This is a genomic window from Staphylococcus sp. HMSC06C11 (genome assembly GCF_001808345.1).
Taxonomy (GTDB): Bacteria; Bacillota; Bacilli; order Staphylococcales; family Staphylococcaceae; genus Staphylococcus; species Staphylococcus capitis.
In genome coordinates this window covers 200,595-213,558 of the sequence record NZ_KV793038.1, presented here as the reverse complement: position 1 = coordinate 213,558, position 12,964 = coordinate 200,595, and the positions used below count along the sequence as shown (strand labels likewise).

Genomic DNA, 12,964 nt, shown 5'->3' with positions numbered 1-12,964 from the left:
TATGGAAGATATCTATAAATTAATAGACGATATCAATCTACAAAAATTAGAGAATTTAGACTCTCGTGTAAACGAAGCATTAAGTTCAAATAACGATGACGCGTTATTTATCTTAGGTGAAACATTATATAATTTCGGTTTAACACCTCAAGGTTTAGAAGTGTTTAGAACGTTATATCATAAATATCCTGATGAAAGTGAATTACTTATTTACTTTATTGAAGGATTAATGTCTGAGAATCAAACTGATGAAGCATTAGAATATTTAGCTGAAGTTGAAACATCAACTGAAAAGTTAATGCTAGAAGCTGATTTATATCAACAAATTAATATGTTGGAAGTTGCCATTGATAAGCTTCAAGAAGCGTTAGAAATTGAACCTAACGACCCAATTATTCATTTCGCTTTAGCTGAATTACTATACTTTGATGGACAATATTTACGCGCTACAACTGAGTATGAAACAGTATTAGAGACGGGCGAATATCAAGTGAATGGCGTTAATTTATTTTCAAGAATGGCCGACTGTAGTTTACAAAGTGGTAACTATACAGATTCTATTGGATTATTTGATGAAATTAGTGAAGATGAAATGAACTCTGAGGATTATTTTAAGAAGGCTATTGCTTATGAAAAGAACGATTTAACGCAAGAAGCGATAAAAATCATGAAAACATTATTGTCTAAAGATCCTGACTTTATTCAAGGTTATTTCTACTTACAATCATTATATGAAAATGAAAAGAACTACCCAGATGCGATTGAAACAGGTAAAGAAGGGCTTAGACTAAGTCAGTTCTACAAAGAGCTTATGGTGTCTACAGGTAGCTTAGAAATAGAGCATGGCGATGCGAATGAAGGTGTTGAATTATTAAAACAAGCACTTGAAGTCGACAATGCCTATCATGAACCATTGCTAATATTAAGTGATTTATACCGAAATGAAGAAGATTATGAAGCAATTATTCAACTTCTTACCTTTGTAGATGAGGAAGACTTAGACCCTGTGTTTATGTGGCATTTAGCATATGCTTATGGTCATGAAGAACGCGATAAAGAAGCTCAACATTTCTTTGAATTAGCATACCCGACTTTAAATACACAGTCTGAATTTTTAAGCGATTATTATTTCTATCTATTAGAAATTGGACATAAAGACAAAGCAAAATCAATTTTAGATAAATTATTAGAAATTGACCCTAGTAATGAAACTTGGCATGATGAAGCTATGAGAATCCAATCTTAAGTGGGTGAATACTAATGAATGAATCGCTCATACGAATGAAACAAAGCTTTTTAGAGTATTTACTATTTCAATACCGTTTCAAATCACGCATTACCGTTTGGGTACTTAATTACTTAAAAGCAAATCATGACAAACTGAACCTTGTTCATTTCGTAAGCGAAAAAATTAAACAACATCATACTTTAGAAATTGCAGAAGTAAACGCACATGCTTCTGCAATTCAATTTACTAAAGACGATCAAACATACATTAACACGAACGAAATCTTTGAATATATCGCTAATAATACAATTCGTCTAGATATTCAAATACATTTTGCGGATAATCATAAGAATGAACCTCGCTACGACGATTTAATCTTGGCACAGTTGATCCATTCACCAAGTTATTCCGCATACGTTCAAGATTTATATGCGATTTCAATGAATCAAAGAAAGCAATCTTCTTTGATTGAAAATTTACAAGAAAATATTGATTTGAGTTTACAAATGAATGAACCAGAGAGATTTTATCAACTTACACAAATTTTAAATGCATTGAAAATGAAAGACGTTGATGCTATACACGAGGAAGAACAATGAGTGACTATAAATGGATATGGGAAATGACACTTTATAGGAAATGGGTGCTTATTTTCTTAATTATATGTAATGTGGCAGGAACGATTTACGGCTATGATTGGTATAGTGGACAACTATATATTACTCCACGTTATTTTAAACCATTTGTACCTGATAGCCCCACAGCATCACTTTTTCTAAGCTTATCTATCATGCTCATGTTGTTTAACAAACGTTCCGCAATTTTAAATGCTCTAGCCTTTGTAACTTTAATTAAGTATGGCGTGTGGGCAGTTATCATGAATATTCTTATGTTTGTTGAGCAGGGTGAAGTGACAATTAACGGTATTATGTTAATTGTATCCCACGGTATTATGGCCGTTGAAGCTATCTATTTTTATCCACGCTTTAAAGTAACAATGACTGGGTTCTTAGTCGCTTTAATATGGGTATTGATTAATGACATAATCGATTATGGTTTCGGTCAATTTCCTTATTATGACTTTATTGCTTCACATACATTTCAAATCGGAGTATTATCAGTATGTCTGAGTATAAGCGCCTTAATTTTATACTTAGTTTTACAACGTTTTATGAAAGTTAAAACATTTGATTAAACATTATTTTGTCAGTAAAATAATACTAGAGGAGAGTGAGTTTAATGTCTTTAATATCTATGATTATATATTTCGTAATATTAATGGTCATCCCAATGTGGGCTCAACATAAAGTTAAATCTAATTATGAAAAGTATTCACAAGTGAGATCCACTAGTGGTAAAACAGGTAGAGAAGTTGCTGAAGAAATACTACATGCAAATGGTATTTACGATGTTGATGTCGTTAAAGGTGACGGATTCTTAACAGACCACTATGACCCTAGTAAAAAAGTTGTTTGTTTATCTCCTGCAAACTACGATAGACCTTCAGTTGCTGGTACAGCAATTGCAGCCCATGAAGTTGGGCACGCAATTCAACACCAACAAGGTTATGCACCATTAAGATTTAGAAGTGCACTTGTACCACTTGCTAATATCGGTAGTTCTTTAAGTTACATGGTTATCATGTTAGGTATCGTGTTAACTGCTTTCGGAAGTGCATTTGGTTCAACTGCATTATGGATTGGTGCTGGATTAATGTCACTTGCAGTATTATTCTCAATCGTGACATTACCTGTTGAGTTTAATGCTAGTTCAAGAGCAATGAAGCAAATCACTGCTTTAAATATCGTAAATGAGAAAGAATACAAACACGCTAAGAAAGTGTTATCTGCAGCAGCAATGACTTATGTTGCTTCAACAGCAGTAGCATTAGCTGAACTTGCACGTATCATTTTACTTGCAAGATCAAGCGAATAATTTAATAAATACTTTTTATAAACCTGGTTAAGATTACATGTAGATGTAATACTTACCAGGTTTTTTATTTTCAACATAAAATTGCAGTTTCTATTATTGCACTTGAAATGCATCAACTAACAAATTGTAATATACTATATGAGAAACGCATTAAAGGAGAATACCATAAAATGAAATCGATGGAACAAATGCAAAAAGAAGTTGACGAATATATTGGTCAATTCAAAGCAGGCTACTTCTCACCACTAGCAAATCTCGCTAGAATGACTGAAGAAGTAGGAGAGTTAGCAAGAGAAATTAATCATCATTATGGTGAAAAGAAGAAAAAAGATTCTGAAGCTGACAATACCATCAAAGCTGAATTAGGGGATAACTTATTTGTATTATTATGTATCGCTAATTCACTAGATATAGATATGACTGAAAGTTTTAATGAAACGATGGAGAAATTTAATACACGAGATAAAGATCGTTTCGAAAGAAAATAATATATAGAAAGGATGGGCACAGATGAAAATCGGTATTACTTGTTACCCGTCCATGGGCGGCTCTGGAATCATTGCAACAGAGCTTGGTATAAAGATGGCTGAACGTGGACACGACGTTCATTTTATTACCTCGAATATTCCTTTTAGAATACGTAAACCTTTACCGAATATTACTTTCCATCAAGTTGAAGTGAATCAATATGCAGTATTTCAATATCCGCCATATGATATCACATTAAGTACTAAAATATCTGACGTCATTAAAGAATACGATTTAGACGTTTTACATATGCATTACGCCGTACCACACGCGGTTTGTGGCATTTTAGCAAAGCAAATGTCTGGCAAAGATGTAAAGATCATGACTACACTTCACGGCACAGATATTACAGTGCTTGGTTATGATCATTCGCTTAAGAATGCTATTAAATTCGGTATCGAACAAAGTGACATTGTTACCAGTGTGAGTCATTCTCTCGCACAACAAACATATGAAATTATTGATACAAATAAAGAAATTGTACCTATTTATAATTTTGTTCGTGAAAATGAATTCCCAACACGACATAATGAAGAATTAAAGGATTGTTACGGCATATTACCTGAAGAGAAGGTACTCATTCATGTATCAAACTTCCGAAGAGTAAAACGTATTGATACAATCATTGAAACATTCGCCAAAGTACATGAACGAATTCCTAGTAAACTAATATTACTTGGAGACGGTCCAGAATTACTAGATATGCGCCAAAAAGCTCGCGAACTCAATGTAGAAGAGCATGTACTATTTTTAGGTAAACAAAATGATGTAAGTGCATTTTATCAACTATCAGATCTCGTGCTACTTTTAAGTGAAAAAGAAAGTTTTGGTTTAACTTTATTAGAGGCAATGAAGACGGGTGTATTACCAATTGGTACAAATGCTGGAGGTATCAAAGAGGTAATTAAGCATGAAGAGACGGGCTTTATAGTAAATATTGGTGACAGTGAACAAGCAGCGCAATATGCGATTCAGCTCTTAGAAAATCCCAATTTATATAAACAAATGCAATCAAAAATGCTTGAAGATATTCGTGATCGCTTTGCTTCAGAATTGATTACTGATCAGTATGAACATTATTATAAAAAAATGTTAGAACAAGGTGAAAATTAAGATGAGTAACGAGTTATTTGAACGTGCCAAACCAATATTAGATTATATTCAGCATCATGGATTTGAAGCATACTTCGTTGGGGGTTCAGTGCGTGATTATCTCATGGGACGAGACATCCATGATATTGATATTACTACCAGTGCAACGCCTAATGAAATTGAAGATATTTTTGAGAAGACCATTCCAATAGGTAAGGAACATGGTACTATCAATGTCGTTTATCATCATGAAAATTATGAAGTAACAACATTTCGTGCTGAAGAAGATTATGTGGATCATCGTAGACCGAGTGAAGTGCACTTCGTACGTGATTTATACCAAGACGTACAACGTCGAGATTTCACTGTAAATGCCATTGCAATGGATTCTAATTATAAAACATATGATTATTTTGAGGGTGAACGCGATTTAAAAGAACGGCTGATTCGTACAGTAGGTGAACCTCGTGAACGATTTGAAGAGGATGCGTTACGTATCATTCGAGGACTACGTTTTCAAGCTCAACTCGATTTTAAGATTGTAGACAATACATTTGATGCGATGCGCAAGCAGATTGCTGATATTCAATACCTATCTATAGAACGCATTGTTGTTGAACTAAAGAAACTCATTAAGGGTATCAATGTTGCTCAAAGTTTTAATCTAATGAAGGAGATAGATGCCTTTAAGCACATTCCATTCTTTAATTCATTTAATATGCAACGCGTTCATATCGATGAACCATTAGAATTTGAAATGTGGATCGCTATCATGCTAGCTCAGCAACCGATTACTGATACACTTAAATTACTAAAGATAAGCAATAACGAAAAATCTAATATTCACACCTTAGCGAATTTAATTAAAACATTACCACAGGTACAATCTAAGCAGGATTTAATTATTGTGATTTATGATAATAACATTAAAAATATTAAAAATGTATTAGCTACTAAGGAAACAATCAAGAAAAACAATCTTAACACACCTAATCCTTTAATCTTAAATGAACGTTCTATTGAAGAAGTTTACAACCAGCTACCTATCCATCATCGAAAGGAAATGGCTATCAATGGTGGTGATATTATCCAACACCTTAATACGAAATCAGGACCGTGGTTAAAAGATGTGTTAAGACAAATAGAAGTGGCAATTATCACACAACAAATTAAGAATACTAAAGTTGAAATACTAGAATGGGTGGATGCGAATGTCAAAGTATAGTCAAGACGTAGTAAGAATGTTATATGAGAATCAACCAAATTACATCTCAGGGCAATTTATAGCTGATCAACTTAATATATCACGAGCAGGCGTTAAAAAAATTATCGATCAATTAAAAAACGATGGTTGTGACATCGAATCCGTCAATCATAAAGGTCATCAGCTCAATGCACTCCCCGATCAATGGTACAGTGGCATTGTTCAACCCATCGTAAAAGATTTTGATTCAATTGATCAGATAGAAGTTTATAACTCAGTTGATTCAACACAAACTAAAGCTAAAAAAGCATTAGTAGGCAACAAATCATCATTTTTAATTTTAAGTGATGAACAAACAGAAGGACGAGGACGCTTTAATCGTAATTGGAGTTCATCTAAGGGTAAAGGTCTGTGGATGTCTCTAGTATTAAGACCAAATGTTCCATTTGCAATGATTCCTAAATTTAATTTATTTATCGCATTGGGAATTAGGGATGCCATTCAACAATTCTCTAATGATCGTGTAGCAATTAAATGGCCTAATGATATTTACATTGGGAAAAAGAAAATTTGTGGTTTTTTAACTGAAATGGTAGCTAATTATGATGCTATAGAAGCAATTATATGTGGTATAGGTATTAATATGAATCATGTTGAGGACGACTTTAATGATGAAATACGTCACATTGCAACAAGTATGAGGTTGCATGCTGATGATAAAATAAATCGTTATGATTTTCTAAAAATACTACTCTATGAGATTAATAAACGTTATAAACAATTCTTAGAGCAACCATTTGAGAAGATTCGAGAAGAATATATTGCAGCAACAAATATGTGGAATCGTCAATTAAGATTTACCGAGAATGGTCACCAATTTATAGGTGAGGCATTTGATATCGACCAAGATGGTTTCTTACTTGTGAAAGATGACGAAGGGAATTTACATCGACTAATGAGTGCAGATATAGATTTATAAACACTGAAGACAAGGAGAGAGGGCGTTATGGGAATTGCAACCTATGCAGTTGTTGATTTAGAAACAACTGGTAATCAACTAGATTATGATGAAATTATTCAAATAGGCATTACTTTCGTACGCAATCATAAAATTATTGATACTTATCATTCAATGATTCGCACTGATTTAGAAATTCCTCCATTTATTCAAGCTTTGACATCTATTGAAGAGGACATGCTCGCTCAAGCACCTTATTTCAATGAAGTTGCTGAGGATATTTACGACCAAATTAAAGATTGCATTTTCGTGGCACATAATATTTCTTTTGATCTTAATTTCATTAAAAATGCTTTCAATAACTGTGACATTCAATTCAAACCTAAGAAAGTGATGGATACACTTGAATTGTTTAAAATCGCGTTCCCAACAGATAAAAGTTACCAGTTAAGCGAGCTCGCTCAAGCACATGATATACCCTTAGACAAAGCACATCGTGCCGATGAAGATGCTACAACGACTGCAAAGTTAATGATTAAGGCCTTCAAAAAGTTTGAAAGTTTACCTTTAGATACGCAAAAGCAACTTTATTATTTAAGTAAAAATCTTAAATATGATTTATACAATATCCTTTTCGAAATGGTAAGAACAAATCAATCGAAACCATTGGATGACCAATTTGGTCAATTCGAACAAATCATATATCGTAAACAAGTAGATTTAAAAGGTCCACAAACAAAGTTTGAAGGTTCTCTTAAAACACTTTATAAAAAAGCTACGAAAGCTCTAAATATGACTTATCGTCCTCAACAACTTTATCTTTCAGAAATTATTCTTGATCAACTGATGCATAGTGATAAAGCAATGATTGAAGCGCCTCTAGGAAGTGGTAAGTCCCTTGCATATTTACTTGCAGCACTCATGTACAATATTGAGACTGGGCGACACGTGATGATATCTACAAATACTAAAATACTGCAGAGTCAGTTACTTGAAAAAGATATTCCTGCATTAAACGAGGCATTAAAATTTAAAATCAACGCATCTCTGATCAAAAGTAAAAATGATTACATTTCACTTGGTTTGATTAGTCAAATCTTAAAAGATGATACTAATAACTATGAAGTTAGCATTCTAAAAATGCAATTATTAATTTGGATTACAGAAACAACTACAGGTGATATCCAAGAATTAAACTTAAAAGGCGGACAGAAAATGTATTTCGATCAAAAGATTGAAACTTACGTTCCTGTACGTCATGACATCCATTACTACAATTTTATAAAACGTAACGCTCAAAATATTCAAATCGGTATTACGAATCACGCACATTTAATTCATTCGGATGCAGAAAATTCAATATATCAATTATTCGACGATTGTATCATTGATGAAGCACACCGATTACCAGATTATGCCCTAAATCAAGTTACTAATGAATTGAACTATTCTGATATTAAATATCAATTAGGCTTAATCGGTAGAAACGAAAATGAAAAACTACTTAAAGCTATAGACAAATTAGAACAGCAACGTATTCTTGAGAAATTAGATATAGCACCTATTGATGTATTCGGACTTAAATCAAACATCAATGACATCCACGACTTGAATGAGCGTTTATTTACAACGATTTATGAAATTATTCAGTCATCTGAAGTCTATGACGATGAAGTTCATAAGTATCATTATGTTTACCAATTTGAGACTGATAATATATTAAAAGATTTACACGCTCTCATTGATAAACTAAATAAAACGTTGGAAATTTTTAATGGCATTAGCCATAAAACAATTAAATCGATTCGCAAACAGTTACTTTATCTCAACGATAGATTTAAACAAATAGAGCAAAGTTTAAAAGATAATCATACAAGTTATATTTCAATCAAAAATCTAACTCAAAAGTCTACAATTCGTTTGCTTGTTAAAGACTTTGCAGTAAAAGATATTTTAACAACTCAAGTTCTTGATAAATTTAATTCGCTCACTTTTATTTCCGGTACGTTAACTTTCAATCATTCATTTGATAACTTTAAGAATTGGTTTAACGATCATACCGAATTTAATACATTTGAAGTATCAACATCGATGAAAGCCTCTAAAAATACGAGCGTTTTTATTCCTACTGATGTAGCTTCTTATAATTATAAGAATATTGAAGACTACGTGGCATCAATTGTGGATTATCTTGTCGAATATGTCACTATGACTCAATCAAAATGTCTCGTCTTATTTACAAGTTACAAGATGATGCATATGGTTCAAGATATGTTAAACGAATTACCACCATTTGAAGACTACGTGATACTCACTCAACAACAGAATCAAAATTATAAAATTGTTCAACAATTTAATAACTTTGAAAAATCTATCTTGTTAGGTACATCAACATTCTTTGAAGGCTTCGACTTTCAAGCTGATGGTATTAAGTGTGTCATGATAGCTAAGCTACCATTTATGAATAAACACAATACGAAATATTGGCTTATGGACACTGAATTTACGTCAACGTTCAAAGATTACGTCCTTCCAGACGCTGTCACTCGCTTTAGACAAGGATTAGGTCGTTTGATACGTAATGAGGATGATAAAGGGCTTATAGTGTCATTCGATGATCGTTTAATCAATAGTAATTTTAAGAATTTCTTTGCTCAAACCTTGGAAAATTATCGCCAGAAAAAAGGGGATATTCAACAATTCAATAAATTACTAGGGCACATTCAGAAATCAATTAAAAAAGGAAAATAGAGTTTAATTTGACGTAGCGAAGTCATTTTCAAGAAAGCAATCACAGAAGTCAACATGTAGAAGTTAATAGAAGATTTTGTTAAAATAAATAAGTATTAAAAAGAATAGAAAAATAGGAGTTTGGTTATGAAGACTACGATTAAACAGGCGAAACAACATCTAAACCAAGAAGTAACGATTGGTGCTTGGTTAACAAATAAACGTTCTAGTGGTAAAATCGCGTTCTTACAATTACGTGATGGTACTGGATTTATGCAAGGGGTTGTAGTGAAATCAGAAGTTGATGAAGAGACCTTCCAATTAGCTAAAGAGATTACTCAAGAATCTTCATTATATGTAACAGGAACAATTACTGAAGATAATCGTTCTGATTTAGGCTATGAAATGCAAGTAAAATCAATTGAAGTCATTCATGAAGCGCATGATTACCCAATCACACCTAAGAATCACGGTACTGAATTCTTAATGGATCACCGTCATTTATGGTTACGTTCTAAGAAACAACATGCCGTGATGAAAATTAGAAATGAAATTATTCGTGCAACATATGAATTCTTTAACGACAATGGCTTTACTAAAATTGATCCACCAATTTTAACTGCAAGTGCACCTGAAGGTACAAGTGAGTTATTCCATACTGAATACTTCGACCAAGATGCATTCTTATCTCAAAGTGGCCAGTTATATATGGAAGCTGCAGCGATGGCACATGGTCGCGTATTTTCTTTCGGTCCAACGTTCCGTGCTGAAAAATCTAAAACACGCCGCCATTTAATTGAATTTTGGATGATTGAACCAGAAATGGCATTTACGAATCATGCTGAGAGTTTAGAGGTACAAGAACAATATGTCACTCATGTTGTACAATCAGTACTTAAAAATTGTGAATTAGAACTTAAAGCACTTGACCGTGATACGACTAAGTTAGAAAAAGTAGCAACACCATTCCCAAGAATTTCATATGATGATGCGATTGAATTCTTAAAAGAACAAGGCTTTGATGATATTGAGTGGGGCGAAGATTTCGGAGCACCTCATGAAACTGCAATCGCTAATCATTATGATTTACCAGTGTTTATAACTAATTACCCAACTCAAATTAAGCCGTTCTATATGCAACCTAACCCTGACAATGAAGATACAGTATTATGTGCTGATTTAATTGCACCAGAAGGCTATGGCGAAATTATTGGCGGTTCAGAGCGTATTAATGATTTAGATTTATTAGAACAACGTATTAAAGAACATGAATTAGATGAAGAAAGTTATAGTTATTATTTAGATCTTCGTCGTTATGGCAGTGTACCACATAGTGGTTTTGGTCTTGGTTTAGAGAGAACAGTTGCGTGGATTTCAGGAGTGGAACACGTACGTGAAACTTCACCATTCCCACGTTTATTAAATCGTTTATACCCATAATAGAGGCGAAGTAAGAACTTCATTTTCAAATGATGCCAAAACGTCCAGTCAATTGATACGGCTGGGCGTTCATTTTAAATAGGAGGGGAAAACACTTGGATTTGTTTCAACTTAAAACACGTCCTGTCGTAATTCGAAGAGAATTATTAGATCATTATGCGGAATTAGGTATAGATGAACAAGATTTAGTGATTTTGATTAAATTGATTTACGCATCAGAGACGTCTAATAAGCAGCCCTCTATAGAATTGCTTCAAAAAGGGTCTCATATGCAACCTCGTGAAATCACTGCCGTCATTCAAAATTTAATACAACACGAATTATTAGAATTAAATGTGAGTAAAGACGAAGAAGGTAAATTCACTGAGTATATGAATTTAGATCCTTTTTATGAGAAATTAAGCCTAATACTAAAGAAACAAAATTTAAATAACCAAGAGCAAGATAGTAAAGAGCAATTTAAACAACTATTTCAATTGATGGAACAATCCTTTGGGAGACCACTTTCACCCTACGAAATAGAAACATTAAACCAATGGATAGATGTGGATCAACATGATTTATCCGTCATTCAAGCAGCATTAGACGAAGCACTGAGTCAAAACAAATTAAGTTTTAAATATATAGATCGCATACTGTTAAATTGGAAGAAGAACAATGTTAAAACAGTAGATGACTCCAAAAAAATAAGAGAACAATTTAATCAGAAGCAACCTAAAATGAAACATGTAGTCAAACAAGTTCCTAAATTTGATTGGTTAAATGGAGAGAAACCAGATGATAAGTAAAAAGAAAGCATTAGAAATGATAGATGTCATTGCGAATATATTTCCAGACGCAGAGTGTGAATTAAAGCATGATAATGCATTTGAACTCACTATTGCTGTATTACTGTCAGCTCAATGTACGGATAATTTAGTCAACCGTGTGACACGTTCACTCTTTGAAAAGTATAAAACACCGGAAGATTACCTTAATGTTAGCGATGAAGAGCTTCAAAATGATATACGTTCAATAGGACTATATCGTAATAAAGCGAAAAATATAAAAAAATTATGTCGTTCATTACTCGATCAATTTGATGGACGTATACCAGAGACTCATAAAGAATTAGAAAGTTTAGCAGGTGTCGGACGAAAAACTGCAAATGTGGTGATGAGTGTAGCATTTGGAGAACCTTCTTTAGCTGTGGACACGCATGTTGAAAGAGTTTCTAAACGTTTAGGTATTAATCGATGGAAAGACAATGTTAGACAAGTTGAGGATCGTCTTTGTGATATCATCCCACGTGAAAGATGGAATAGAAGTCATCATCAACTTATTTTCTTTGGAAGATATCATTGTTTAGCTAGAAAACCTAAATGTGATATATGTCCTTTATTAGATGATTGTAGAGAAGGTCAGAAACGTTATAAAGCTAGTTTGAAGGAAGCGTGATTTATAGTGATTAAGAAAGATGATTTCGAACAATTAGAAACACTACTCGATAAGTTAGCGAGTCAGAAGAAGTTAAAATCTCAAGAGGCTCAACCTATTATTGATGATTATTTTGAGATGATACTTAATTACTTTAAACAAATTAATGAAATCAGTGAAATCAATTTTGATCACTTAAATGAGTATCCCGTAGTACCTATGAATTTTGATGAACGGTATCATTATATGATTGCTAGAAAATATCATTTTATGGGATATAGACAAATGAAAACGTTAAAAAGTGAGTTAATTAAAATGAATGCCTCTTATCAAATAAGGAAGCAGCGCAATCGTTAACTAAGCCTATTTAAAAATTTAAGAGTCAAATTGTGTTGTTATGAAAGGGAAGATGTTCCTCCAAACAATGCAATTT

Annotated in this window: 13 protein-coding genes; all 13 read left to right on the top strand. The window is 33.0% G+C overall.

The features are described from left to right. Position 1: 1 nt before the first annotated feature. The 13 genes from HMPREF3154_RS04405 to HMPREF3154_RS04345 all read left to right on the top strand — a co-directional run bounded on the left by HMPREF3154_RS04405 (position 2) and on the right by HMPREF3154_RS04345 (position 12,888). A complete protein-coding gene (locus HMPREF3154_RS04405) occupies positions 2–1,246 on the top strand; it encodes a tetratricopeptide repeat protein (RefSeq protein ID WP_002433612.1) in 1,245 nt (414 codons plus the stop codon). A 14-nt stretch (positions 1,247–1,260) separates the two neighbouring features. Further along, positions 1,261–1,827 (top strand): YpiB family protein, encoded by a 567-nt coding sequence (locus tag HMPREF3154_RS04400; protein ID WP_030059045.1) that lies wholly within the window; start codon positions 1,261–1,263, stop codon positions 1,825–1,827. Then, complete coding sequence (locus tag HMPREF3154_RS04395) at positions 1,824–2,423, top strand: DUF1405 domain-containing protein (protein ID WP_049307528.1); 600 nt, start codon at positions 1,824–1,826, stop codon at positions 2,421–2,423. Before HMPREF3154_RS04400 ends, HMPREF3154_RS04395 begins: the two co-directional genes overlap by 4 nt. A gap of 44 nt (positions 2,424–2,467) precedes the next feature. Then, complete coding sequence (locus tag HMPREF3154_RS04390) at positions 2,468–3,163, top strand: zinc metallopeptidase (protein ID WP_002433625.1); 696 nt, start codon at positions 2,468–2,470, stop codon at positions 3,161–3,163. Between the two features lie 170 nt (positions 3,164–3,333). Then, complete coding sequence (locus tag HMPREF3154_RS04385; RefSeq protein WP_002453277.1) at positions 3,334–3,651, top strand: nucleotide pyrophosphohydrolase; 318 nt, start codon at positions 3,334–3,336, stop codon at positions 3,649–3,651. Positions 3,652–3,673: 22 nt separating this feature from the next. Beyond that, positions 3,674–4,804 (top strand): N-acetyl-alpha-D-glucosaminyl L-malate synthase BshA, encoded by a 1,131-nt coding sequence (gene bshA / locus HMPREF3154_RS04380; protein ID WP_023350248.1) that lies wholly within the window; start codon positions 3,674–3,676, stop codon positions 4,802–4,804. Between the two features lies 1 nt (position 4,805). Beyond that, entirely contained in the window at positions 4,806–6,008 is a 1,203-nt protein-coding gene (locus HMPREF3154_RS04375) for a CCA tRNA nucleotidyltransferase (protein ID WP_023350249.1), read from the top strand. Next, positions 5,995–6,966 carry a biotin--[acetyl-CoA-carboxylase] ligase gene (locus tag HMPREF3154_RS04370; RefSeq protein ID WP_023350250.1) on the top strand — a complete coding sequence of 324 codons (972 nt, stop codon included), beginning with the start codon at positions 5,995–5,997 and terminating at the stop codon, positions 6,964–6,966. Before HMPREF3154_RS04375 ends, HMPREF3154_RS04370 begins: the two co-directional genes overlap by 14 nt. Positions 6,967–6,993: 27 nt before the next feature. Beyond that, the gene (locus HMPREF3154_RS04365) at positions 6,994–9,696 is read left to right on the top strand and encodes a helicase C-terminal domain-containing protein (protein WP_023350251.1); all 2,703 of its coding nucleotides are present in this window, start codon (positions 6,994–6,996) and stop codon (positions 9,694–9,696) included. A 126-nt stretch (positions 9,697–9,822) separates the two neighbouring features. Beyond that, complete coding sequence (gene asnS / locus HMPREF3154_RS04360; RefSeq protein WP_023350252.1) at positions 9,823–11,115, top strand: asparagine--tRNA ligase; 1,293 nt, start codon at positions 9,823–9,825, stop codon at positions 11,113–11,115. 95 nt (positions 11,116–11,210) lie between these two features. After that, entirely contained in the window at positions 11,211–11,903 is a 693-nt protein-coding gene (locus HMPREF3154_RS04355) for a DnaD domain-containing protein (protein ID WP_002433943.1), read from the top strand. Next, positions 11,893–12,552, top strand: a complete 660-nt coding sequence (gene nth, locus HMPREF3154_RS04350) for an endonuclease III (protein WP_023350253.1) — start codon at positions 11,893–11,895, stop codon at positions 12,550–12,552. Before HMPREF3154_RS04355 ends, nth begins: the two co-directional genes overlap by 11 nt. A 6-nt stretch (positions 12,553–12,558) precedes the next feature. Continuing rightward, complete coding sequence (locus HMPREF3154_RS04345) at positions 12,559–12,888, top strand: YpoC family protein (RefSeq protein ID WP_023350254.1); 330 nt, start codon at positions 12,559–12,561, stop codon at positions 12,886–12,888. Positions 12,889–12,964 lie beyond the last annotated feature (76 nt).

What these genes read in the sequence shown, in the direction of transcription:
- HMPREF3154_RS04405 (WP_002433612.1), top strand. Translation starts at nt 2, where the DNA reads ATGGAAGATATCTATAAATTAATAGACGATATCAATCTACAAAAATTA.
- HMPREF3154_RS04400 (WP_030059045.1), top strand. Translation starts at nt 1,261, where the DNA reads ATGAATGAATCGCTCATACGAATGAAACAAAGCTTTTTAGAGTATTTA.
- HMPREF3154_RS04395 (WP_049307528.1), top strand. Translation starts at nt 1,824, where the DNA reads ATGAGTGACTATAAATGGATATGGGAAATGACACTTTATAGGAAATGG.
- HMPREF3154_RS04390 (WP_002433625.1), top strand. Translation starts at nt 2,468, where the DNA reads ATGTCTTTAATATCTATGATTATATATTTCGTAATATTAATGGTCATC.
- HMPREF3154_RS04385 (WP_002453277.1), top strand. Translation starts at nt 3,334, where the DNA reads ATGAAATCGATGGAACAAATGCAAAAAGAAGTTGACGAATATATTGGT.
- bshA (WP_023350248.1), top strand. Translation starts at nt 3,674, where the DNA reads ATGAAAATCGGTATTACTTGTTACCCGTCCATGGGCGGCTCTGGAATC.
- HMPREF3154_RS04375 (WP_023350249.1), top strand. Translation starts at nt 4,806, where the DNA reads ATGAGTAACGAGTTATTTGAACGTGCCAAACCAATATTAGATTATATT.
- HMPREF3154_RS04370 (WP_023350250.1), top strand. Translation starts at nt 5,995, where the DNA reads ATGTCAAAGTATAGTCAAGACGTAGTAAGAATGTTATATGAGAATCAA.
- HMPREF3154_RS04365 (WP_023350251.1), top strand. Translation starts at nt 6,994, where the DNA reads ATGGGAATTGCAACCTATGCAGTTGTTGATTTAGAAACAACTGGTAAT.
- asnS (WP_023350252.1), top strand. Translation starts at nt 9,823, where the DNA reads ATGAAGACTACGATTAAACAGGCGAAACAACATCTAAACCAAGAAGTA.
- nth (WP_023350253.1), top strand. Translation starts at nt 11,893, where the DNA reads ATGATAAGTAAAAAGAAAGCATTAGAAATGATAGATGTCATTGCGAAT.